At 71.4% G+C, this 22,205-nt stretch carries 19 protein-coding genes; 9 read left to right on the forward strand and 10 right to left on the reverse strand.

The window, feature by feature from the left end:
* Nucleotides 1–16 precede the first annotated feature (16 nt).
* The 3 genes from ACFU5G_RS04285 to ACFU5G_RS04295 form a co-directional block, all read right to left on the reverse strand.
* On the reverse strand, nt 17–1,351 hold the full coding sequence (locus tag ACFU5G_RS04285) for a hypothetical protein (RefSeq protein WP_377241127.1): 1,335 nt from the start codon (nt 1,349–1,351) through the stop codon (nt 17–19).
* A 163-nt stretch (nt 1,352–1,514) separates the two neighbouring features.
* Nucleotides 1,515–2,201, reverse strand: a complete 687-nt coding sequence (locus tag ACFU5G_RS04290; protein ID WP_377241129.1) for a response regulator — start codon at nt 2,199–2,201, stop codon at nt 1,515–1,517.
* Nucleotides 2,198–3,337: a sensor histidine kinase gene (locus ACFU5G_RS04295; RefSeq protein ID WP_377241131.1), complete on the reverse strand. Its 1,140-nt coding sequence runs from the start codon at nt 3,335–3,337 to the stop codon at nt 2,198–2,200. The genes ACFU5G_RS04290 and ACFU5G_RS04295 overlap by 4 nt, the downstream gene beginning before the upstream one ends.
* Before the next feature lie 162 nt (nt 3,338–3,499).
* Between ACFU5G_RS04295 and ACFU5G_RS04300 the strand changes: the two genes are divergently transcribed.
* Nucleotides 3,500–3,988, forward strand: a complete 489-nt coding sequence (locus tag ACFU5G_RS04300; RefSeq protein WP_377241133.1) for a DUF6326 family protein — start codon at nt 3,500–3,502, stop codon at nt 3,986–3,988.
* Nucleotides 3,989–4,295: 307 nt separating this feature from the next.
* The gene (locus tag ACFU5G_RS04305) at nt 4,296–5,531 is read left to right on the forward strand and encodes an alpha-hydroxy-acid oxidizing protein (protein WP_377241135.1); all 1,236 of its coding nucleotides are present in this window, start codon (nt 4,296–4,298) and stop codon (nt 5,529–5,531) included.
* A 108-nt stretch (nt 5,532–5,639) separates the two neighbouring features.
* Here the strand turns inward: ACFU5G_RS04305 and ACFU5G_RS04310 are convergent, their stop codons facing one another.
* Genes ACFU5G_RS04310 through ACFU5G_RS04330 form a run of 5 tightly spaced genes read right to left on the reverse strand, consistent with a single transcriptional unit; the run spans nt 5,640 to nt 11,546 of the window.
* Entirely contained in the window at nt 5,640–6,335 is a 696-nt protein-coding gene (locus ACFU5G_RS04310) for a class II aldolase/adducin family protein (RefSeq protein WP_377241137.1), read from the reverse strand.
* Nucleotides 6,335–7,954: an ABC transporter substrate-binding protein gene (locus tag ACFU5G_RS04315; RefSeq protein WP_377241139.1), complete on the reverse strand. Its 1,620-nt coding sequence runs from the start codon at nt 7,952–7,954 to the stop codon at nt 6,335–6,337. Before ACFU5G_RS04315 ends, ACFU5G_RS04310 begins: the two co-directional genes overlap by 1 nt.
* Before the next feature lie 44 nt (nt 7,955–7,998).
* A complete protein-coding gene (locus ACFU5G_RS04320; protein ID WP_377241141.1) occupies nt 7,999–9,693 on the reverse strand; it encodes a dipeptide ABC transporter ATP-binding protein in 1,695 nt (564 codons plus the stop codon).
* Nucleotides 9,690–10,580, reverse strand: a complete 891-nt coding sequence (locus ACFU5G_RS04325; RefSeq protein WP_377241143.1) for an ABC transporter permease — start codon at nt 10,578–10,580, stop codon at nt 9,690–9,692. Before ACFU5G_RS04325 ends, ACFU5G_RS04320 begins: the two co-directional genes overlap by 4 nt.
* A 15-nt stretch (nt 10,581–10,595) precedes the next feature.
* Complete coding sequence (locus tag ACFU5G_RS04330; protein WP_377241145.1) at nt 10,596–11,546, reverse strand: ABC transporter permease; 951 nt, start codon at nt 11,544–11,546, stop codon at nt 10,596–10,598.
* A 272-nt stretch (nt 11,547–11,818) separates the two neighbouring features.
* On the opposite strand from ACFU5G_RS04330, the gene ACFU5G_RS04335 reads away from it, so the two are divergent.
* The 3 genes from ACFU5G_RS04335 to ACFU5G_RS04345 are packed head-to-tail and all read left to right on the forward strand — an operon-like array spanning nt 11,819 to nt 15,241.
* Nucleotides 11,819–13,114 (forward strand): NtaA/DmoA family FMN-dependent monooxygenase, encoded by a 1,296-nt coding sequence (locus ACFU5G_RS04335; protein ID WP_377241147.1) that lies wholly within the window; start codon nt 11,819–11,821, stop codon nt 13,112–13,114.
* A gap of 47 nt (nt 13,115–13,161) precedes the next feature.
* On the forward strand, nt 13,162–13,746 hold the full coding sequence (locus tag ACFU5G_RS04340) for a flavin reductase family protein (RefSeq protein WP_377241149.1): 585 nt from the start codon (nt 13,162–13,164) through the stop codon (nt 13,744–13,746).
* Between the two features lie 31 nt (nt 13,747–13,777).
* Nucleotides 13,778–15,241: a PLP-dependent cysteine synthase family protein gene (locus tag ACFU5G_RS04345; RefSeq protein ID WP_377241151.1), complete on the forward strand. Its 1,464-nt coding sequence runs from the start codon at nt 13,778–13,780 to the stop codon at nt 15,239–15,241.
* A 501-nt stretch (nt 15,242–15,742) separates the two neighbouring features.
* On the opposite strand, the gene ACFU5G_RS04350 is transcribed toward ACFU5G_RS04345, so the two are convergent.
* Entirely contained in the window at nt 15,743–16,705 is a 963-nt protein-coding gene (locus tag ACFU5G_RS04350; protein WP_377241153.1) for an LLM class F420-dependent oxidoreductase, read from the reverse strand.
* 7 nt (nt 16,706–16,712) lie between these two features.
* Nucleotides 16,713–17,342, reverse strand: coding sequence for an HD domain-containing protein (locus tag ACFU5G_RS04355; protein WP_377241155.1), 630 nt, complete (start codon nt 17,340–17,342; stop codon nt 16,713–16,715).
* Between the two features lie 105 nt (nt 17,343–17,447).
* Here ACFU5G_RS04355 and ACFU5G_RS04360 point away from each other — a divergent pair, with 105 nt between their 5' ends.
* From ACFU5G_RS04360 to ACFU5G_RS04375, 4 genes are all read left to right on the forward strand, one after another.
* Nucleotides 17,448–18,509: a GlxA family transcriptional regulator gene (locus ACFU5G_RS04360; RefSeq protein WP_377241157.1), complete on the forward strand. Its 1,062-nt coding sequence runs from the start codon at nt 17,448–17,450 to the stop codon at nt 18,507–18,509.
* A gap of 259 nt (nt 18,510–18,768) precedes the next feature.
* Nucleotides 18,769–19,107: an Imm51 family immunity protein gene (locus ACFU5G_RS04365; protein WP_377241159.1), complete on the forward strand. Its 339-nt coding sequence runs from the start codon at nt 18,769–18,771 to the stop codon at nt 19,105–19,107.
* Between the two features lie 630 nt (nt 19,108–19,737).
* Nucleotides 19,738–20,469, forward strand: coding sequence for a hypothetical protein (locus ACFU5G_RS04370; protein WP_377241161.1), 732 nt, complete (start codon nt 19,738–19,740; stop codon nt 20,467–20,469).
* Nucleotides 20,470–20,598: 129 nt separating this feature from the next.
* Nucleotides 20,599–21,249, forward strand: a complete 651-nt coding sequence (locus ACFU5G_RS04375; RefSeq protein WP_377241163.1) for a hypothetical protein — start codon at nt 20,599–20,601, stop codon at nt 21,247–21,249.
* Nucleotides 21,250–22,205: the final 956 nt, after the last annotated feature.

Consider the following 22,205-nt stretch of genomic DNA (forward strand, 5'->3'; position numbering starts at 1 on the left):
TCGTAGCCAGCGCTCGTCAGCGCCGTGCGGTCAGGGACTTCGGCTTCGGCGTCAGAGAGGGGCCGGTCGACGCCGGGTCCGGCCGCTTCTTGCCGTCCTCGCCGACCATCCGCGGCGACGGCTTGATCGGCCAGCGCTCCACGACCTGGCTCCGCAGCTCGTAACCACGAGCGGCGGCGACGACGTCCCACACGATCGCGCCGACGACAAGGGCGACCGAGACCGCGAGCGTCACCAGAGCCTGGGGCACGAAGCCGCCGAACGTCTCGTCGGCGTCCCCGTACAGCGTCGCGACGTCCGCCATCCCGCCCGTGCCGAGGCTGTACACGCCCCAGCCGAGCGTGGTCCCGAGCGCGGCGAGCAGGGCCAGGGCCTGCACGAAGATCACCGGCTGGTGGTCAGCGTACTTGCGCAGCAGTCCCCTGGGCGGGCGTGGAGCCGTCCGGTCCGCCAGCGCCTGGCGCAGGATCTCCTGCTCGTGCCGCTGCACGGCCGCGTCAGCGAAGAACCCCACCACCAGGAGTCCGACGGCCGCCACGACGAGTGCCGCGAACACCCAGACGCCGACGACGAGCACCACCTCGACGCCGTCCCCGTACTCGGCCCGCGGGCCGGCGTCGGTCGCGGAGCGGAACGGGTGCGTGACGAACAGCCACAGCTGCAGCAGGCTGAACCCGAGCGCGAGGCACACGATGCCCACGTACTCGTACCAGGTGGCCGTGCGCTGCTTGCGCCGGAGGTCGGGCGGAAGCGCGGCCTCGTCGTCGTCCTGGGACCTCGCCGGGGCGGCCCGTCGCCAGGCCGCGTGCTCGTCGGCCGTGGTCCAGTGCGCCGCGATCGCCAGCCGGCGGCGGTGGTGCGCGGGACGGCCGGCCAGCGCCAGCAGCACGAAGGCCCCGGCGACCCCGGTGACCGCGAGCGAGCCCCACAGGATGTACATCTCGCTGCCGTTGACGCTGAAGGCCGCCACCACGGTGAACAGCAGACCGATCCCGGCGAGCAGTGCGGAGACCACGAAGAACGCGACGAACGGCGGCCGGGCCGCCACCAGGTCGACCTGGCTCGGATGTGGCACGGCGGTCCGGGGGGCGCCGTCGTGAGCCGCCCGGGCGATGGCGCGCGACGTGATCACCTCGCGTAGCGCGGACAGGGCGGTGGTCAGGACACCGACACCCAGCGCGAGGACGAGCACCGGGACCATGGAGGCCCGGGCGAGCTGATCGAGCGCGCCGCTCACGGCGGGTTCGTCGAACAGGGCCTCCTCACCGACCATGGCGACGGCCAGGAGGAGCACGAAGGCGGCCCCGATGCCGACGAGGAACGGGGCGAGCGCGTTGATCCCCGCATTCACCAGGTTTCCCGCGAGCCCTAAGGGATATACGCGCCAGTGGGGCTGATCTGTTCGAGGTCGCTCAGTCATGGTGCGGGCAGTTTATGGCCGCTACCGCGCCTTCGAGAGGTGCCACCGTCAGGCCTGCCAGGTACCGGGCGTCCCCGCCCGGCGGCCTAGCTCATCAGCCCGCTGCGTCCCGCCGGATGCCGGTGAGATTGGCTCTCACGCGTCTGGTGTCGTATGCCCACATCGCGATCTCGACGCGGTTTCGGGCGCCGAGCTTGGTCATCAACGATGCGACGTGGGTCTTGACCGTGCTCAGGCCGACGAAGAGCACAGTGGCGATCTCGGCGTTGGTCCGGCCCCGTGCCACCAGCGCGAGCACCTCCGCCTCGCGCTCGGTGAGCGGGTCGATGGGCTGGACCGGCACTACCGGCGCCTGGTCCGCGAAGGTCGCCAGCAGCCGGCGGGTGACGTTGGGGGCGATCAGCGCGTCCCCGTCGGCGGCCGCGTGGATGGCCTGCACGAGGAGTTCTGGCCCGGCGTCCTTGAGCAGGAAGCCGCGGGCGCCGGCGCGGAGGGCGCCGAGGACGTACTCGTCAAGGTCGAAGGTGGTGATCACGACGACCGCCATCGGGTCCGACACGTCCGGCCCGGCCAGGCGCCGCGTCACCTCGACGCCGTCGAGCCCGGGCATCCGGATGTCGACGAGGAGGACATCGGGACGCAGCCGGGTCGCCAGATCGAGCGCTGCGAGCCCGTCGGCAGCCTCCCCCACGACCTCGAGGTCGGGTTGCGCGCCGAGGATCATCACCAGCCCGGTCCGGACCAGGTCCTGGTCGTCGGCCACGACAACACGGATGCTCATGCCGGCGCCTCCACCGGCAGCACGGCCTCGACCACCCAGCCGCCCTGGGGCCCCGGCCCCGCGGAGAGTGATCCGCCGAGGAGCTGGGCGCGTTCGGCCATGCCCAGCAGGCCGAACCCAGGCGCCGGGACCGGCCCCGGCGCGGTCTGTCCGTCGTCGCTGACACGCAGCATGACGGTGTCGCCCTCCCGGCGTACGTCGATCCCGACGCGGGTCGCGCTCCGGGCGTACCGCACGGCGTTGGTCAGCGACTCCTGCGCGAGCCGGTAGAGCGCCGCGTCCACGGGTGGTGCCAGCCGGGTCAACGAACCGCTCAGCGAGACCTCGACGGTGGGCGTCGCGTCAACGCGCGCCAGAGCAGGCAGGTCCGCGACACCCAGCTGCGGCGAGTAGGCGACGGCGTCCTCCTCACGCAGCACCCGCACCATGGACCTCATCTCCACCAGGGTTCGCGAGGCTTCGGACTCGATCGCGGCCAGGACCTCGGCAGCCTTCTCAGGCTGTAGGGCGGCGACCACGCCACCGGCCTGCGCCTGCACCGCGATGGCCGAGACGTGGTGGGCCACGGTGTCGTGCAGCTCGCGCGCCAGCGCCACCCGCTCCTGGTTGCGGATCTCGCGCTGTTGGCGATGCGAGAGGTCCGCGCGGTAGCGGAACACCGCCGCGAGGGCGACGACCAGCAGCAGGAGGACGCTCCCGCCGAAGACGTCGGCCAAGCCCGCGGAGGTGGCGTACATCCCGAGCGCTACGACGACTGTCACGAACGCCGTCCCCAGGACGATCTCCCGTCCCGACCCCCACCGCACCAGGGAGTACAGCAGGATCAGGACGGCGATCATGGAGTAGAGGCCGAGGTCCCCGGCGTGCGTGGTCAGCTGGAGGACCGAGAGCAGCCCGGCGACGCCCCACCCGACCAGGACGGCCACGAGGGGGCGACTCCGCCGCCAGAGCAGGGCGGGCACCAGCGCCAGGGCGAGCACCGTCACGAGGGGGCGCCAGGCCAAGCCTGGCCGGACGATGCCCTCGACCAGGGCGGCGGCCGCGAACACGCTCACCAGCAGCCGGTCGAGCCAACCGATGGGTCGGGTGTCAGCAGGCCGCGGCTCGTGCCAGACGGAGCGCCGGAAGGTGACCACGGCTCCAGCCTAGGGATCGGCACGGCTCGGCGTACCGGCCGAAAGCACGAGAGAGAGACCATTCCATCGGCCGGGTGGAGTCCGGCCTCCGGGCCGGTGCGCACGCCGCCGGGCTCAGCGAGCGTGGACCTGACGAACCCCACCACGACAACGGAGCCCATGATGAGCACGCAGCAGCCCACCACCACACTGGAAGACCAGCGGATCCCGGTGCGAGCAAAGCTCGCCGCAGCGTGGACCAGCTTCATGTTCCTGTACGCCTACGTGGACATTCTCGGCTTCTTCACGCCCGGCATCGTCGAGGACATCCTCGACGGCCGGGTCTTCGAGTTCGACCTCTCCCAGACCTTCTCGACCACGGCTCTCACCCTCATGGCCGTCCCGATCTTCATGGTCGTGCTGTCGATGACGCTGCCCGCCCGCGTGAGCCGCATCGCGAACCTCGTCGTGGCCGCGCTCTACGTCCCCGTCACGGTATTCAACGTGGCCGGCGGGTTCTGGCTGTACTTCTACGGCCTGAGCGTCGTACTGGAGCTGATCGTTCTCGCCCTCATCCTGAGGTACGCGTGGACGTGGCCCCGCACCGCACGGTCGGCGAACCTGGCGACCGGCCCGGACCGTGAAGGCACTCACGCCCGGCAGCAGGTGTGAACCGAGGCACAGTCCTCGTCCTGTTCGGAGCCATCTTCTTCGGTGCCGCGGGGGACACCGCTGGGCCGCCTTCGATGCGGCTCACCTCAACCTGGGCGAGAACACGGTCAAGCGGCGCATCGGCAACCCAGCGGCTCGACTTCGACCGGTTCTCCTCGACTGGGGTATATCTCGACTGGGGTATATGTGGTGCGGAGCGACTGAGCCCGACAGCTCCGCACCCATGGCTGCTCAGCAGCTGACCCGAAGACCCGCGCGGCATCGTGCGAAGTTCCTTTCCGTCCGTCACCCACCTGTCGAGGTAGCCGTGGTCCAGCGCCAGTTCCCCAAGCCCCAGGAGCTCCTGGAGCTCATGCAGTTCAAGCGTCCCGACTTCGATGCGCGCCACCGGCGGCTCTCGGCCGCCCTCACCATCGCTGACCTGCGCCTGATCGCGAAGCGACGTACTCCGAAGGCGGCCTTCGACTACACCGACGGCGCCGCCGAGGGCGAGCTGTCGCTGGCGCGCGCCCGTGGCGCGTTCCGTGACATCGAGTTCCACCCGGAGGTGCTGCGCGACGTGTCGCAGGTCGACACCGGTCGCGAGGTGCTCGGCGGCCCGATGGCGCTCCCCTTCGCGATCGCACCGACCGGTTTCACCCGCCTGATGCAGACCGAGGGCGAGACCGCCGGGGCCGGGGCCGCGGGCGCCGTCGGTATCCCCTTCACCCTCTCGACCCTGGGCACGACCTCCATCGAGGACGTCGCCGCGGCCAACCCGGCCGGCCGCAACTGGTTCCAGCTCTACGTGATGCGGCAGCGCGAGGTCTCCTACGACCTCGTGGACCGAGCCGCGAAGGCCGGGTTCGACACCCTGCACTTCACCGTCGACACGCCCGTAGCGGGTGCGCGTCTCCGGGACAAGCGCAACGGCTTCTCGATCCCCCCGGCCCTGACGCTCGGAACGATCGTCGACGCGATCCCGCGACCGTGGTGGTGGGTCGACTTCCTCACCACACCGAAGCTCGAGTTCGCCTCGCTCTCCTCCACGGGCGGCACCGTCGGAGAGCTGGTCGACTCGGCCATGGACCCGACGATCAACTATGAGGACCTGTCGATCATCCGGGAGATGTGGCCGGGGAAGCTCGTGGTCAAGGGTGTGCAGTCGGTACGTGACGCGAAGGCCCTCGTTGACCACGGCGTCGACGGCATCGTCCTGTCCAACCACGGCGGCCGCCAGCTGGACCGCGCCCCCGTCCCGTTCCACCTTCTGCCCGACGTGGTCCGAGAGGTCGGCGCGCACACCGAGATCGGCCTGGACACCGGCATCATGAACGGTGCAGACATCGTCGCCTCGGTGGCGCTCGGTGCACGGTTCACCATGATCGGCCGCGCCTACCTGTACGGGCTCATGGCCGGTGGACGCGCCGGGGTTGATCGCGCCCTGGAGATCCTCGCGACCGAGGTCGTGCGGACCATGAAGCTGCTCGGAGCGCACAGTCTCGACGAGCTCGAGCCCAAGCACGTCACGCAACTCGCACAACTCACACCTCGGCCGCGATGAAGGTCGGGCCTCGCCGAGGTAGCTACAGTCCGCAGTGGCCTAGGCACGGTCCGCGATCAGAGAAGCGTGTGAGTGGCGGGCGGGCCCAAGTCCGGGCCCGCCCGCTACTCACTTCTCAGTACCGGCAACCCAGTGGTCCAGGACTCCCTGGAACTGGCGGTGGGCCGCCTCGGGCGTCAGCCGCCACTTCTCCAGCAGCGCCGGGTCGATCCGCTGCGCCCGGCCTGCGGCCTCCAGCAGGAGCTGCGTCCGGGCCGCCCGCTCGACCGAGACCAGATAGAACGCAGCCTCGGCCACGGTCGCGCCGAACGTGACCGCGCCGTGGGAGCGCTGGATGACGACGCGCGCGGTCCGCCCGATCGCCTCGGTGATCGGCTGGTCGAAGGACTCGCGCAGCGTCTGCACGGGCTGCAGCCAGGCCGAGTCCGTGGTCAGCGGGTCGAGCAGCCCGCCGGCGCTCGACCATGCGAACGTGTGCTCCGAGTGGACGTGCAGCCCCGCGAGGAGGTCCGGCCGCGCGCGGTGCACCTCGAGCTGGCTCTGGAAGCCGGAGACGCCGTGGTCACCGGCCACGATCTCGCCGGCGGCGTCGACCAGCACGAGGTCCGCCGGGCGCACGGCGGCGAACGGCACACCGGCCGGGTTGACCCAGTAGCGCTCGTCCTCGCCGGGGTCGCGCACGGTGGCGTGGCCCGCCAGGCCGTACTGGTACCCGTGGTGACCGAGGTAGCGGAGGGTGGCCGCCAGGTCGCGGCGGACGGCGTGCCGCCGGGTCTCGACGTCGTCCTGCGTCCGGGCCCCCATCAGTGCTCGATCCAGGTGTCGGCAAAGATGGCCCAGTAGGGGGCGGTGAAGTCGATGTCGTGCACCTGCGCGGAGGCCGCGACGATCGAGGAGAACTCGGTGACCGGGAACGCCAGGCCGCGGTCCAGGATGATCTGGGCCGCCTCGTCGATCTGCGCGTCGCGCTCCTCGCCGTCGAGCTCGGCGGACTGCCGCTCCAGCAGATCGGTGAGGTCCGGGGCGATCTCGGTCTTGTTCCGGGTGGCATAGCCGGGGTCGAAGATAGAGCGCAGCACGTCGCCGTCGGGCCGGGTGAGGTTGCCGGCGCTCAGGCTCCAGTCCCCCGACGCCTCGTTGGCCGTGATCTCGGCGGCGGTGAGCTCCTTGAGCTCCAGCTCGATCCCGTTGGCCTTGAGCTGCTGCTGGATCAGCTCGTTGCGGGCCTTGTCGGCGCTGTCGGAGTACTGCAGGTCGATGCTGAGCCGCTGCCCGTCCTTGGCCCAGATGCCGTCCTCGCCCAGGGCCCAGCCGTCGTCGGTCAGGATCTGCTTCACCAGGTCCGGGTCGTAGGTCAGGGCGTCGGCGTGGTCCTTCCGGTTGGGGAAGGCGGACGAGAGGATGCTGGTGGGCACCTGGTTGTAGTCGTCGTAGAGCACGTCGTGCAGCTCGTCGCGGTTGATCGCGTGCTGGATCGCCTGCCGCACGGGCTCCTGGGACAGGACGGGGTCGGCGTAGTTGGGCAGCAGGTGGGTGACGATGCCGGCCGACGGCCGGGCGAAGATCTGCCCGCCCGTGGCCTCGACCTGGGCGATGTCCTCGCGCGACGGCGTGGAGGCGGCGTCGGCCTGTCCGCCGAGCAGCGCGCCGACGCGCACCGACTGCTCGGGCACCACCTGGAACGTGATCTTGTCCAGCAGGGCGGGGCCGTCGACCTTGCGCACCGGCGACGCCCACGCGTAGTCCTCGCGCTTGGTCAGCACGATCTGCTCGTGCGCGACGAGCTCGTCCAGGACGAACGGTCCCGAACCGATGACGCCCTCGGCGCCGCGCTCGTCCGCGGACTTCTTGGTGGTCTCGGGGGCGACGATGCCGAGCGGCGCCTCGGACAGGGCCTGGAGGAAGCCGGCCTTGACGGAGTCGAAGGTGACGGCGACCGTCAGGTCGTCGCGGACCTCGGTGCTCTCGTAGCCGTCGAGGTAGGCGGCGGCCTGGAAGGACTTGCCCTGCTCGCCCAGCTCCACGATCGCGTCGAGGTTCGCCTTCACGGCGGCCGCGTCGAACGCCTCGCCGTTGGAGAAGGTGACGCCGTCGAGCAGCTCCAGCACGTAGGTCCGGCCGTCGTCCTCCGTCTCCCACGAGGTGGCGAGCCAGGGCAGCACCTCGCCCGTCTCCGGGTCCTGCGCCGTGAGGTTGTCGGTGACCTGGATGTTCGTGAACGTGCAGCCGGAGGTCTGCTGCTTGTCGTACGCGCCGCAGTAGTCGTGGACGGCGACGGTGAGCTCGCCGCCCGGCGTCGGCTCGCCCGCGGACGACGGCGCGGAGCCCGCCCCGGCGGCGGCGGTCGAGCCGCACGCGGCGAGGAGGACGGTGGAGACGGCGGCTGCCGCGAGCGCGGTCAGGCGTGTGCGGGCACGTTTCATGGGGCTCTCTTCTCGCTGAGGGTGGCTGGGTGGGGACAGGCAGGTCAGGTCAGGTCGGCGTAGCGCCGGCCGGGGATCGCGTCGAGCAGCTCGACGGTGTACGGGTGCTGCGGGGACTCGAAGACGTCGGCGACCGGCCCGCGCTCCAGCACCCGGCCGGCGCGCATGACGGCGACGTCGTCGGCGACGGACCGCACGACCGCCAGGTCGTGGGAGACGAAGACGTAGGTGAGGGCGAGCTCGTCCTGGAGGCGGCGCAGGAGGTCGAGCACCTGGCGCTGGACGGAGACGTCGAGGGCCGAGACGGGTTCGTCGAGCACGACGAGCCGGGGCCGCAGGGCGAGCGCCCGGGCGATGGCCACCCGCTGGCGCTGCCCGCCGGACAGGCGTGCCGGGGTGCGGGCGGCGACCTCGGCGGGCAGGGCCACCTGGTCGAGCAGCTCGTGGGCGGTGCGGCGGCGGCTCGCGCGGTCGCCGACGTGGAAGGCCCGCAGGGGCTGCTCGACGAGGTCGAGGACGGTGAACCGCGGGTCGAGCGACGCGTACGGGTTCTGGTGCACGAACTGCACCTCGCGGCGCAGCGCCCGGCGGGTGCGGCCGCGCACGGCGGCCAGGTCGTGCCCGTCGAACGTGACGGTGCCCGACGTCGGCCTGTCGAGCCCGACGACGATCCGGGCCGTGGTGGTCTTGCCCGAGCCGGACTCGCCGACGATCGCGAGCGTGCGCCCGGCGTCCACCGCCAGGTCGATCCCGTCGACCGCGGTGACGGTGTCGCGCGCCCCGTCGGCCGCGCGGACGTGGAAGACCCGGGAGACCTCGTCGAGCCGGAGGAGGGGCGGCGGTGCGCCGTCGGTCCCGGGACCGATGCCGGGACCGGCGGCGTCCTCGACGGTGGCCGACCCGGCCGGCCGCGCGCGGCCGCGGGCCGCGCTCTCCAGCGACGGCGCCGCGGCGATCAGCGCCCGGGTGTAGGGGTGCTCGGGGGTGCGCAGCACCTGCCGGGTCTGCCCGCGCTCGACCACCTCTCCCCTGCTCATCACCACGACGCGCTCGGTGCGGTCGAGGGCCACCCCGAGGTCGTGGGTGATGAGCAGCAGCGCCGTTCCGGTCTCGCGGGTGACGTCCTCCAGCAGGTCGAGGACGGTGCGCTGGACGGTCACGTCGAGGCCTGACGTCGGCTCGTCGGCGACGATCAGCCGGGGCTTCGCGGCGAGCGCCATCGCGATCAGCACGCGCTGCCGCATGCCGCCGGACAGCTCGTGCGGGTACTGCCCGTACCGCACGGCGGGCCGGTCGATGCCGACGCGGTCGAGCAGCTCGACGACCTCGCGGCGCAGCGCGTGGCGCGGTGCGAGCCGGTGGATGGTGAGGATCTCGGCGACCTGGGCGCCGATGGTGAGCACGGGGTCGAGGGAGACGGTCGGGTCCTGGGGCACGAGGCCGACGGTGCGGCCGCGGTGGCGGCGCCACTGCCGGTAGGTGAGACCGACCACGCTCTCGCCGGCGAGCGCGACGTCACCGGTGACGTCGGCGTTCGGGGGCAGCAGCCCGACGGCGGCCAGGGCCGCGGTGGTCTTGCCGGAGCCGGACTCGCCGACGATCGCGACGGACTCGCCGGCGTGCAGCGTGAGGTCGAGCCCGCGCAGGGCGTGGACGGTCTCCTGGGGTGTTTGGTAGGCGACGTCGAGGGCGGTGAGCCGCAGGACCGGGGTGTCGGCGTCGGCCGTGGGGTGGCTCATGCGTTCCTCCTGCTCAGGGCGTGGCTGACGGTGTTGGCGGCGACGACGGTGAGCACCACGACGATCCCGGGCAGCGTGGTGAGCCACCACGCGGTGGCGACGTAGCCGCGGCCGTCGGAGACGAGGCTGCCCCACTCGGGGGTGGGCGGGGCGGCGCCGTAGCCGAGGAAGCTGAGCGCCGAGATCGACAGGATCGCGCCGCCGAACTCCAGGGCGGCCAGGGCGAGCACCGGGCCGGACGCGTGCGGCAGGACGTGCCGCCACAGGACCGACCACCACCGCACGCCCGCGACGGCGGCGGACTCGACGTAGGCGGCGGTGCGCACCTTGAGCACCTCGGACCGGGTGACGCGGGCGAAGGACGCGACGGACCCGACGGCGACCGCGATGGCGATGTTCACCATGCCGAAGCCGAGCACGGTGATGAGCATGAGCGAGATCAGCAGGCCCGGGATGGCGAGCAGCACGTCGACGACGCGCATGAGCACCTCGTCGACCCAGCCGCCGACGAACCCGGCCACGACGCCGATGACGGAGCTCACCGCGAGGGCGATGGCCAGCGCGATGACCGTGGCCTGCAGCGAGAGCCGGGCGCCGTGCACCACCCGGGCGTACTGGTCGCGGCCGATCCGGTCGGTCCCGAACCAGTGGTCGGCCGACGGCGGGCGCAGGGCCTCCGCCCCGACGCCGACGAGCGGGTCCGCGCTCGTGAACCACTGGGGCGCCAGGGCCCAGAGCACGACGAGCAGGAGGAAGAGCCCGGCGGCGACGGTCCCGGGCGAGAGGCGGAGGCGGTGCGTACGACGGCGCCCGCCGGCCCGGGGTGTGCCGGCGTCGGCCCGGGCCGCCTCGGACGTGGTGGGCGGCAGCGTCTCGACGGATGTCATGTCTCGGGCTCCTGTCTACGCGTGGGCCCGGCGGACCCGGGGGTCCACGACGGGTGTGATGAGGTCGACGGCGAGGTTTACCAGGGCGAAGACGACCGCGGAGACGAGGACGAGCGCCTGGACCACGGGGATGTCCTGGGTGTTGACGGCGGTCTGCAGCAGCCGGCCGATGCCGTTGCGGGAGAACACGGTCTCGGTGACGACGGAGCCGGCAAGCAGGCCGCCGACGCTCAGCCCGACGAGCGTGAGCGCCGGGACCACCGCGTTGCGCAGGCCGTGGCCGAGGTGCACGCGGGACCGGGAGGCGCCCTTGACGACCACGACGTCGACGAACGGTTCGCGCAGCGTCCGTTCGAGGCCGCGGGCGAGCACCTGGGCGAAGGTCGCCGAGGCGGGGACGGCGAGGGTGATCGCCGGCAGGACCACCGACTGCGGCCCCTCGTTGCCGATGGCGGGGAACAGCCCGAGCCGGAACGAGAGGACCTGCAGCAGCATGAGGCCGATCCAGAACGTGGGGAACGCCGAGCCCAGCGGTGGGAGCGCGAACAGGACGTTGCGCAGCCACCGGGCCTGGGCCAGGTTGGCGACGACGGCGACGAGCAGGCCGGTGACGATCGCGAGCACGAGCGCGAGGGCCGAGATCTTGAGCGTCTCCGGCAGGGCCTCGGCGATCAGGTCGGCCACGGGCCGGTCGGCCTGCACCGAGACGCCGAGGTCACCGCGGAGGGCGTTCAGGAGGAGCTGGCCGTACTGGACGAGGACCGGCTGGTCCAGGCCGTAGCGCGCCTCCAGCGCGGCCCGCTGCTCGGAGTCCGCCGCCGACGCCGCGTCGCCGCTCGCCGGGCCGAGCAGCATGAGCGAGACGGGGTCCGAGGGCAGCGCGTAGAGCAGCGCGAAGCTGATCGTGAAGGCCGCCCAGACCACGACGACGGCATAGGCGATCCGCCGGGCAACGTACCGGTACACAGTGCTCCTCCTGTCTCTGACCTGCTGCGGGACAGGTCCGAACGGGCCCGGACGTAACCGGCACCGACACCGGGGTGTCAACGGGTCGCCAGCAGCGTCCCAACCAGCGAGACAAGAATTTGAGATGCGAGACGAACGGGCCAGGCCATTGACAGACGGGCCGGACCTGCCCAACATCCGGCCCGTTCCCGCACGGCCGGCCGGCCCGGCCGTGCCCGGTCCGACCAGGGAGGTCCCATGTCCCGCACCCGCTCCGCCCACGGAGCGCTCCGATGAGCGCCCCCCGCCGGCTCTCGCTCGGCCTCGGCCTGTACCCGATCGACGACTGGCGCGCCGAGGGCGCCGGACCGCACGACGGGCTCGACCTGGCTACCTACGTCGAGGTCGCGAAGATCGCCGAGGCCGCCAAGTTCGACGCGCTCTTCCGGGCGGACTCCCCCAACTTCGACCGCAACCGGGCCGTCGACGCCCGTGCCGCCAGCCCGGAGCCCCTGATCCAGCTCGCCGCCGTGGCCTCCGCAACGAGCCGGATCGGCCTCGTGGCGACGCTCTCGTCCACGTTCAACCTGCCCTACAACCTCGCCCGCCAGCTCTCCACGCTCGACCACCTCAGCGGGGGCCGGGCCGGCTGGAACCTGGTGACGTCCGCGTTCGGCGAGCAGAACTTCGGCATCGAGCTACCGCCCCAGGAGCTGCGGTACGAGCGCGCGGCGGAGTTCGTGGACGTGCTCGACGCGCTCTTCGGCTCGTGGGACGCCGACGCCGTCGTGTTCGACCAGGCCGCCGGGCGGTACGCCGACCCGGAGCGGATCCACGACGTGGAGCACGCCGGCCGGTACTTCACGGTGCACGACGCGCTCGGGCTCCCCCGGTCGCCCCAGGGCCGCCCGGTGCAGTTCCAGGCTGGGGCGTCCGAGTCGGGCCGCGCGTTCGCGGCGCGGTACGCCGAGGCCATCTACTCCGCCTCGCCCGACCTGGAGCACGCCGTCGGGTTCGCCCGGGACGTGCGGGCCCGCATCGCTGCCGCCGGCCGCGACCCCGGGCTCGTCAAGATCCTGCCGGGCGCGATGATCACGCTCGGCGCCACGCACGAGGAGGCGGTGCGCAACCACCGCGCCGCGTTCACCGAGGAGGCGGTCGAGCGCGGTCGGCGCACCCTGTCCTCCCAGTTCGGCGGCATCGACCTGGCGGGGCTCGACCTCGACTCCCCCATCCCGCACGACCGCCTGCCTGACCCGTCGACCCTCCTGCGCCGGCAGAGCCGGCCAGCACTCTTCCGCGACCTCGCCCTACGACCCGGCACCACGCTGCGCGACGTGATCGAGCACCACCTCAAGGGCAACGGCCACTGGGTGCTGATCGGCACCCCCGAGGAGGTCGCCGCCGAGCTCGTCGAGTGGCACACCGCCGGGGCGGCCGACGGGTTCAACGTGCACCCACGGGGCCGCGAGTCGCTCCAGCTCTTCATCGACGGCGTGCTGCCGATCCTGCGCGGCAAGGGCCTGTTCCGCGAGGAGTACGAGGGCACCACCCTGCGCAGCCACCTGGGCCTGCCCGTCCCGGACTGACAGGCCCGTCCCCTTCCCCTCTTCCCCACCAGCCCGAGGAGCCTTCGATGACCGCACAGCCCGCCGAGAACATCGACCTGTCCGCCCTGGAGGAGCTCTTGGCCCAGCAGGACGAACCCCAGCTCAGCCCCGACGAGTTCAAGACCGTCTTCCGCAACCACCCCGCCGGAGTCGCCGTCGTCGCCCTCCTGCACGAGGACCGGCCCGTCGGCTTCACCGCCACCTCCGTCATCTCCGTCTCCGCAGCACCCCCGCTGCTCGCCTTCTCCCTCGCCTCCACCTCCTCCTCCTGGCCCGCCATCTCCGAAGCCAGCACCCTCGCCGTCAGCTTCCTCGCCGACCACCAGGACCACATCTCCGCCCGCTTCGCCACCAGCGGCATCGACCGCTTCGCCGACGGCGGCTGGTCACCCCTACCCACCGGAGAACCCGTCATCGACGGCGCCGTCTCCTGGTTCCGGGCCCGGGTGGTCCAGCGCACGCCGATCGGCGACAGCTACCTCGTCTCCCTGCGCGCCCTGGCGTCCCACCTCACCGGTACGGGCGTGGAGGCCGACCAGGAGCCCACCGCGTCCCCGCTGGTCTACAAGAACCGCGGCTACCACCGCATCGGAAACGACACGACCGTCTGACAGCCCGTCCCACCCACCATCGGAGGTCCGCATGACCGCGTACGACTCCCTGCTCGACGCCGTCGGCGGCACGCCGCTGGTCCGGCTGCACCGCATCACCGCCGGACTGGCGGCGACGGTCCACGTCAAGCTGGAGTACCTCAACCCGGGCGGGTCCGTGAAGGACCGCGCCGCCCGCTGGATGGTGCTCGAGGCGATCCGCACGGGGGCGCTGGCTCCCGGCGGCACCATCGTCGAGGGCACCTCGGGCAACACCGGGATCGGCCTGGCGCAGGCCGCCGCCCAGCTCGGCCACCCGATCGTCGTGGTGGTCCCGGACAAGATCGCCGTGGAGAAGATCTCGACCCTGCGCGCGTACGGCGCACGCGTGGTCGTGACCGGCTCGGGCTTTCCCCGCGAACATCCCGAGAGCGTGCGGTCCATCGCGCACCGGATCGTCGCGGAGACGCCGGGCGCCTGGCTCGCCGACCAGTTCGACAACCCCGACAACCCGCGCGCGCACCGCGAGTCCACCGGCCCGGAGATCTGGTCCGACACCGGCGGCCGGGTGACCCACCTGGTCGCCGGGGCCGGCACGGGCGGCACGATCACCGGCACGGGCGAGCACCTCAAGGAGGTGAGCGACGGACGCGTCCGGGTGATCGGCGCCGACCCGCTCGGCTCGACGTACTCGGGCGGCGACGGCAGCCCGTTCTTCGTCGAGGCGACCGGCCACTACCGGCACCCCGAGACCCTCGACGACACCTGGCCCCGGTCGTTCCACCCCGACGTCGTCGACCGCTTCGAACGAGTGAGCGACCGGGAGGCCGTGCACACCCTGCTGCGCCTGGCCCGGCTGGAGGGCATCCTCGTGGGCGGCTCGGCCGGTCTGATCCTCGCCGCGGCGCTGCGCACCGCACGGGACCTGGGGCCCGACGACGTCGTCGTCGCGCTGCTGCCGGACTCCGGGCGCGCCTACCTGTCCAAGTACCTCGACGAGGGGTGGCTGCGCCGGTTCGGGTTCGTCGACGAGCCGATCCCGGACCTGCCCGGGCTGGACGCCGACGGGCCGGTGGTGCTCGACGCGCTCCGCGCCGCGGGAGTCGTCGTGCCCGACGCCGCCGCGCCCGACACGACCGTGACAGCCGACGCCGGCACACCCGCGGGCGAGGCCGCCCGCCACCTCGCGGACGCGGTCGACGGCGGACGTCTCGACCCGGACGTCCCGGTCCCGGTGCTGCTCGACCGCCCGCGCCGCGACCTGCCGCCCGCCGTGAGCGAGGTGCTCGGCGCGACGGACCTCGCCGCCCTGCACGCGGTTGACCCGAGCGCCCGGGTCGGCGACGTCGCCGGGCCACCCCTGCCCGTGGTCGGCACGGGCGAGCGGGTCACCGACGCGCTGGGCCGCTGGCCCGCCGACGCGGGCCACGCCGTGGTGCTGCGGGACGGACGCGCGGTCGCCGTCGTAGCGCGCGGTCTCCTGACTCACGCGGGCGGTGCCGCGCCCGGCGCGTGAGCCGTCTCGAATCCTGAGACGTTCCTGGTCCCCGGAGGCGCCTGAGCGACGTTGCGGGGGCGTACGACCGGCGACGTCCTCTATATCGACTCACCAAGGACCCGGAGATCGTGGGCGGCTCCCTCAAGGTGCTGAACCACGCCACAAACAAAGAACGCCGAGACCTCTACGAGGCACTCGGCGTTCATCTGCTCGGTAAACCCGCTGGTCACAGCGGGGATAAGAGTGTCCGGAGGGGGACTTGGCAGGTATCGTCACGCCCTCACTCGCTCGCCAAGGCAGCTTGACCTGCGAAGTTGCGTGGGCTGGGGAACGTCCCACAGGCCTTCGGCGCAATCCTATGGGCCCATGCATGCGTCCGGAACCGGGTCCAGACGCAGGTCTTGCCTGCTCGGACAGTCTCGCTTCGGGCAGGCTCGAAAGGAGTTGTGAACAAGACGGAGTGTCGTGACGATCCACCCATCACTACGCCTACGTCGGCAATGGCGCCTCTGGCACGCGTTAGATTCCGGCCGCTACGACCTCCTCCCGGATCTCAAGCGCCGCGTCGAGCATCTGAGCGGTGCTCTGCCACCAGTCCTGCAGATTCAGGTCGATTATCAGTTCGTCCGCGCCGGCGCCCGCCATCGCGGCGACGTCGTCCAGCACCTGGGCACGGGTGCCCGCGAAGGCGCTCCGACCGGGTCCAGCCGAGTGGTCGGAGAACGCGACATTGCCCACAACGACCATCTCCATCTGGGACGGGTCGCGCCCTGCCTCCGCCGCGACCTGCCGGATCGCGTCCCACTCGGTGCGCAGCCTCTCGGCCCCGACTGGTCCGGGGGCCGACGGGATCGGGAGCCAGCCGTCGGCACGTCGGGCGATCCGCTCCAGCACCCGTGCCTTGGGCCCACCACCGGCGGTCAGGTCGACGGCGCCACCCAGGAGCACCGGGACCGGTGAGGCGGGCTTGGGCAGCACGTAGGCGTCGTCGATGCGTGTGTGGCGCCCGCGGTAGCGCACCGGGTCAGGCCCCCAGGCCACCTCGAGGACGTCGAGGGTCTCGTCGAGAAGCCGGCCGCGCTCGGACACGTCCGCGCCGACCGCGTCGAACTCGTCGACCGCCCAGCCCGTGCCCAGACCCGCTACGAACCGCCCACCGCTGATCTGGTCGAGACTCGCCATGCTCTTCGCGAGCTGGAGCGGACGATGCAGGCCGGCGATCATGACGCTGGTGCCCAGCCGCACCCGCTCGGTCACCACGGCCGCAGCCGTCAGGACCGCCAGCGGGTCCGCCGCCTGCCGGTACGCGGACGGCCAGGGCTCGCCCGGCGTCAGCGAGTTGCGGGGCCCAACCGGGAACAGCAGCCGCTCCCACGCCCAGACGCTGTCGAATCCGGCCTGTTCGGCTGTACGGGCAACCTTGGTGATGTCGTGGCGCAGGTCGGTGCCCGCCCTCTGGGGGAGGCGAAGTCCGAGTCTCATGCCGCCCTCAGCTCTCCCACGCCGAGCCGAGCACCCGCTCGACAGTCGTCGTGCGACGCAGCCCGGGAACGAAGTGCTCCAGGATGTCGGCGTTCACCGTGCCGTTCGCCGTCTCGGGCCGGTGTCGCAGGCCCTCCACGGTCTGGCGCAGGAACTCGTTCTTGAAGTCGCCCCGCGGGTGCGCCGCGACGATCTCCTCGACCTCGCCGGGGTCCAGCTCGTCGAGGCCGAGTCCCACCACGTCGGTGAGGACACCAAGCTGCGTCGCCGCGATCTCGGGGCCCATGCGGACGGGGATGCCCGGCGTGGTGTGCAACGCGACGGCGGTCCAGACCGCCTCCGCGGCGCTCTCCGGGAAGCCCCTCTCCACGAGGAACGTCCGCGCGTGGTCGGCGCCGTCTACCTCGAAGCGCTGCTCGGCGCCCGAGAACGGGTGCTCCAGGCCGACGTCGTGGAACATCGCCGACACGTACAGCAGCTCGGGGTCCGGCCGGAGGCCGAGGCGACGGGCGTGCAGCAGGCCGAACAGGTAGACCCGCCGGGAGTGGTCATAGATGACGGGACTGGTCAAGGCCCGGGCGCGCTCAGTCGCCTCGGCCGCGGTCGCCGTCGCGGGAAACTCGGTGAACTCTGACATCTCCCCATGCTGTGTCCCGCGCCCCCGATGCCGCCGCCCGCGACCAGCCAAGAACCCCCGATATCCGGACAGGGACGCCGCGCCGCCGTGTGCTACCAATGAACGGTGCCCACGCCCGTCGCAACACCGCACCACGTCGCGATCCTCGTCTACGACGGAGTGACGCTGCTGGACCTCGCCGGCCCGGCGCAGGCGTTCACCGAGGCGAACCGGCTCGGGGCCGACTACCGGCTACGGCTTGTCTCCCCCGACGGCGCGGACGTCACGTCGAACATCGGGGTAGGGATCCCCGTCGACGGGCGGGCGTCCGCCGACGAGGCCACCCACACCTTCCTGGTCCCCGGAGCCGACATCTATCCGCGCGCTCGTGTCCCCCGCGAGCTGGCGGAGGCCGCACGGCTCTCCGCCGCGTCCGCCGGCAGGGTCGCGTCGGTCTGTACCGGGGCATTCGTCCTGGCGGCCGCCGGGCTGCTCGACGGCAAGCGTGCCACCACGCACTGGAAGGTCGCCCACGAGCTTGCCGCCCGGTGCCCGACGTGCAGCGTCGACCCCGACGCCATCTATGTCCGCGACGGCACCACCTGGACCTCCGCCGGCGTGACGGCCGGGATCGACCTCGCGCTCGCCCTCGTCGAGGAGGACCACGGCGCCGACGTCGCACGCGATGTCGCCCGTGCCCTCGTGGTCTACATGCAGCGTGCGGGAGGTCAGTCCCAGTTCTCGGCGCCACTCCAGGCCCAGCCGCCCCGCTCCCCCGCGCTTCGCACCATCACCGACCTGGTCGTCGCGAACCCCGGCGGGCCGTACTCCCTCGCGGACCTCGCCCGGCACCTCAGCGTGAGCACCCGGCACCTCTCCCGGCTCTTCCGCGACGAGCTGTCCACGACACCGGCCCGCTACGTCGAGGACATCCGGTTCGACCTGGCCCGGGCCCTGCTCGACCAGGGGCACACCGCGACGCGGGCCGCGGAGCTCGCCGGGTTCCCGAGCTACGAGAGCCTCCGCCGCGTCTTCGCCAGAAACCTGTCCACGAGCCCCGCCGCTTACCAACGCCGGTTCTCGACCGCACGGCTGTCTTCGCCCGGGCGTGATTCGGCGAAGTCGTCCGAACGGAGTTTCGTGGCCTCTACCCAAGTGGGCGCCGACCTCGCCCAAAGTGGTGAGTGAGGCAACACCATCCACGACGTGGCCCGCGGAGCCGGCAGAGGCAAAGCCCGAAGGTCATGGACCTGGTCGCGGGCGTGGCCCGACGCTCGCCGCACGAGACCTCCACGAGGTGCTCGGCGTTCGTCTGGACTTCGATCCTGGTGCATCGTAAGTCGCCTTCTCCGCAAACCCGCGGGTCACAGCGGGGATAAGAGTGACTGGAGTGGAATTCGAGCGACGACCGGCGGCGATGTCGGTCACGGGTGCTAGGTTCCGGCGCATGACGGTACCGAAGCTGATCGAGACCACTCCTGGGAGGTTCTCGTTGCTGCTGCACGCCGGGACGACGCCGGTCGACGCACTGGTCGAGGAACTCGGGCACGAGCCGAACGGATACTTCTGGGAGGGCATCGCGCGCAGGCTGGTCGCCACCGAGGATCCATCACTGGAGAGCCGGTTCAACTACGACCCGGAGGGCGACATGTTCTGCGCCTACGGCGAGGACCGAGCCGCCCTCGAAGCGCTGGGCGAGCTGCTGGACGGCGTCGCCATGGACACCGGCAGGATGCGGAGCCTGGTCGCTGCGGCCGGCGCGGACGGGTTCGATCTCGACGACTGAGCGGCGAGAAGATCCACGCCGGGTCGCCGCTCACACCGAGCAGTTGCCCTCCCTCGCAATCTGGGTGCCAGTAGCTGGCCGCGGCTAGGCTCCGTCCCGACCAGGCCGTTCACAGCCCGAGCGCCGGGCAAGTGGGAGACTGGGACTGGCCCCGGTCGCGCCACGGGCCTGGTCGCATCGACCCGCAGTGACCTTCGCGATCGCGATGAGAGCCCCTGCCTTGACGGCCGGGTCTGGGATGTCCCGAGCGATACGTTCCGCGTGCTCGGGGTCAGTGGTGGCCAGTCCGGTCGCGATGCGCTCGAGGGCCCATGCTCGCCTCTCGTCGTCGACGACCTCCTGCGCGACTCGTCGGGCGCGTTCGGGTGCCCTGGGACGCTGACGCCATGCGGGCACGGTTCTGGCATCTCGCGCCTCAGCACCCAACGGAAACCACACCCTGCTGTATCGCCACCAACCCTAGTTTCGCGCACGCGGAACCACGGCCCGGAGCCTGCCAAGCCGGCCCGCCCTGGACAGAAGCACGCGATCCACCGACGACATTCAGGTCTACGCATCCGAGTCACCTGTTCGTCCATCAGTCTCCTCCGAGGCGAGGGCTTGCCGTAAGCACCTGGCAGGATTCGCGGCATGACACCGCGTCTTCAGAGAGCGCTGGATGACGTCGACCGCGTGTTCGGCGCCTTCATCTGCGCTGCGGACAACCCATGTACGCACTGCTACGGCGACGACGGCGTGCCGGAGCTGAAAGTGTCCGGTGCGCAGATCGACCGGGCCACGCTCCGTTTGCTGGCGTACGAGGCACCAAGCATCCTCGCGGACCACGAGGCGTTGGTCCGTCGAATCCTGCCCCAGGTCGCGCGTGGCATGGCAGACGGGACGGTCCACACGTATTGGGCGGATCAACACTGCCTGACACGCTGTGACTGGCGCGGTTGGCCTGCGCCGCAACCGGAGGTGATCACAGAGTTTGTTGCCGCCTGGTGGGCGGACCTGATCACCACACCAGATCCGCATCACAGCATCACTGACGCCTTCGCAACGTTCGCCGCTCTGTCCGGCGACGTCGGCGCGGCCTTGGCCGCCTGGCCCGATCACTCGGTCGCGAACCACCATCTCGTGACGGCGAGCAGCGTCTGGCTGCATGACCTCGTGCACGACGACGACCCGCTCTACCTCCTGCTACCGGATGGGCCGGCACCTGTCGTGCAGGCCATGTCCGACTGGTACATCGACGTCGGGGCCGACCGGCTTCGACGCACCGACGACGAGCTGGCGGGCACAGTTGCTCTGCTCACCCTGCCCGTCGCGGAGCGCATGAGCCGGCTCTACGGCGCGGCCGCGCCCGGGACGCCGACCTGACCATCTGCCGAACACCCAGGATCATCTGCTGATGTCGGACCTGCGGTCGTTGCGCCGACGCCGCGCTGCATCGCTACGGGTGGATGAGTCCCGGCTGGCGCTGCTCACCCTGTCGGTACGCTCCGGGCCGTGAGAATCACCGACTTTCGACCGCGGCAAAGCAAGGAAGCCGCTCGCCTCGTTGCTGACGTGCTTGCCGACGATCCACTCAGCATCTACATGGTCCCGGACGCGAAGCGACGCGCCTTGCCCACCCTGATCCATTTCCGCGAAGCACTGCGACTGATCACCCCCGCGCAGGCCGCCCGTGTGGCAGTGCAGGACGGGAGGATCATCGGAGTGGCCCTCTGGGAGAACGTCATCGCGCACGAGACCTACAACCCGATCGACCCGCGCCTGGCCCGCGTCACCGGAAAACTCCATCGCCGCATGGGAGACGCCTGGCCCCACCTCGTCGCCGTGCACACTGCGCTACGCCCCGTGCTCGAAGGTGAAACCGGTTGGCTCCTGAGCACCCTCACAGCCCATCCCGACCACCAGAACATCGGCATCGAGGATGCCCTCATGCGCGACGGCCTTTCCGAAGCAGACCTGGACGGCGCGACCGTGTCAGCCCTCGCCTCCACCCCGGATGAAGTGCAGTCCTTGCGGCAGCACGGCTTCGAGATCACCAAGACGATTGACGAGCTCCTGCCCGGAGCCCCAACGCTGTGGAAGCTGAAACGGCCCGCGCTCAGCGCTGCGCCGCACCCACCCGCGCCGGCTGACGCACCGTTGTAACGCCAGGTCGCGGGAGGAGTCCGCAGTGCTTCCCACGTGAACCTGGTTGGGCACCGCCATAGCATCGACGACGCTCGGCCCGGCGCGTCATCAACCTGCTCGGAGAAACTCCATGGGGCGGCCTCACCTCAGTGGCGATCACCACTGCGCTCGTCACGAAGGAGGCGGAGCTCAAGGCCCTCCAGGACCACTTCGACGAGCCGAGTCGATCGACGTCGAGCAACTGACCGACGACCTGGCGATCGGCGGTGGAGCGCTCCAGGTGCTGAGCCGCGTGACAGACGAAAAACGCCGAGACCTCTACGAGGTGCTCGGCGTCCGTCCGGAGTTCGACATCACTGCGCCGAAGTCCACATCTCCATGAATCCGCTGGTCACAGCGGGGATAAGAGTGTCCGGAGGGGGACTTGGCAGGTATCGTCACGCCCATACCTGCTCGCGAGGGCGGTATGAGCTGCGAAGACACGACCCAGCCCTGACCGCCAGTGCGTTCACCCTGATCTCGCCGTGCTGGAAATCAGGGCTCTGCCCGCTCCCCGGCCAGCAGGGCCATCTTCTGTTCCTCGACTCAGCGTTCTCGCTGCCACATGAACTGCCGCGCAAGCAAGGTTCCGTCGAACCCCGGGCCGCCCGGGTTGACCAGGATCGACCCGTCCGAGTCGGTACCGCGTGCGGGTACCCGGAGCTCCGTGATCTCGGCGACCCGCCCGTGGGGACAACCTCCCTCGTCCGGATCAGCCGACAGCCCGTGTACGCACACACCGTGCGTACTCGGAGTGAACCGTTCACCACCGGCACCGAACCGAGTACAGCGCGTGCCCCCGGGCAGGGGCATTCCCTCACGCGGAGCACAGGAAGATGCGGACCGTCGCCAGCTCGTCGCCCCCGTACCTCCGGCCGTCACCGCTGAGCGACGACCCGCGAGCTGGCCGCTTCGGGGTCCGCGGCGTCGGGAGC

It is taken from the genome of Promicromonospora sp. NPDC057488, from assembly GCF_042802395.1.
Classification (GTDB): domain Bacteria; phylum Actinomycetota; class Actinomycetes; order Actinomycetales; family Cellulomonadaceae; genus Promicromonospora.

What these genes read in the sequence shown, in the direction of transcription:
- ACFU5G_RS04340 (WP_377241149.1), top strand. Translation starts at nt 13,162, where the DNA reads ATGACCGCACAGCCCGCCGAGAACATCGACCTGTCCGCCCTGGAGGAG.
- ACFU5G_RS04355 (WP_377241155.1), bottom strand. Translation starts at nt 17,342, where the DNA reads ATGTCAGAGTTCACCGAGTTTCCCGCGACGGCGACCGCGGCCGAGGCG.
- ACFU5G_RS04335 (WP_377241147.1), top strand. Translation starts at nt 11,819, where the DNA reads ATGAGCGCCCCCCGCCGGCTCTCGCTCGGCCTCGGCCTGTACCCGATC.
- ACFU5G_RS04345 (WP_377241151.1), top strand. Translation starts at nt 13,778, where the DNA reads ATGACCGCGTACGACTCCCTGCTCGACGCCGTCGGCGGCACGCCGCTG.
- ACFU5G_RS04350 (WP_377241153.1), bottom strand. Translation starts at nt 16,705, where the DNA reads ATGAGACTCGGACTTCGCCTCCCCCAGAGGGCGGGCACCGACCTGCGC.
- ACFU5G_RS04365 (WP_377241159.1), top strand. Translation starts at nt 18,769, where the DNA reads ATGACGGTACCGAAGCTGATCGAGACCACTCCTGGGAGGTTCTCGTTG.
- ACFU5G_RS04320 (WP_377241141.1), bottom strand. Translation starts at nt 9,693, where the DNA reads ATGAGCCACCCCACGGCCGACGCCGACACCCCGGTCCTGCGGCTCACC.
- ACFU5G_RS04315 (WP_377241139.1), bottom strand. Translation starts at nt 7,954, where the DNA reads ATGAAACGTGCCCGCACACGCCTGACCGCGCTCGCGGCAGCCGCCGTC.
- ACFU5G_RS04300 (WP_377241133.1), top strand. Translation starts at nt 3,500, where the DNA reads ATGAGCACGCAGCAGCCCACCACCACACTGGAAGACCAGCGGATCCCG.
- ACFU5G_RS04325 (WP_377241143.1), bottom strand. Translation starts at nt 10,580, where the DNA reads ATGACATCCGTCGAGACGCTGCCGCCCACCACGTCCGAGGCGGCCCGG.
- ACFU5G_RS04370 (WP_377241161.1), top strand. Translation starts at nt 19,738, where the DNA reads ATGACACCGCGTCTTCAGAGAGCGCTGGATGACGTCGACCGCGTGTTC.
- ACFU5G_RS04290 (WP_377241129.1), bottom strand. Translation starts at nt 2,201, where the DNA reads ATGAGCATCCGTGTTGTCGTGGCCGACGACCAGGACCTGGTCCGGACC.
- ACFU5G_RS04310 (WP_377241137.1), bottom strand. Translation starts at nt 6,335, where the DNA reads ATGGGGGCCCGGACGCAGGACGACGTCGAGACCCGGCGGCACGCCGTC.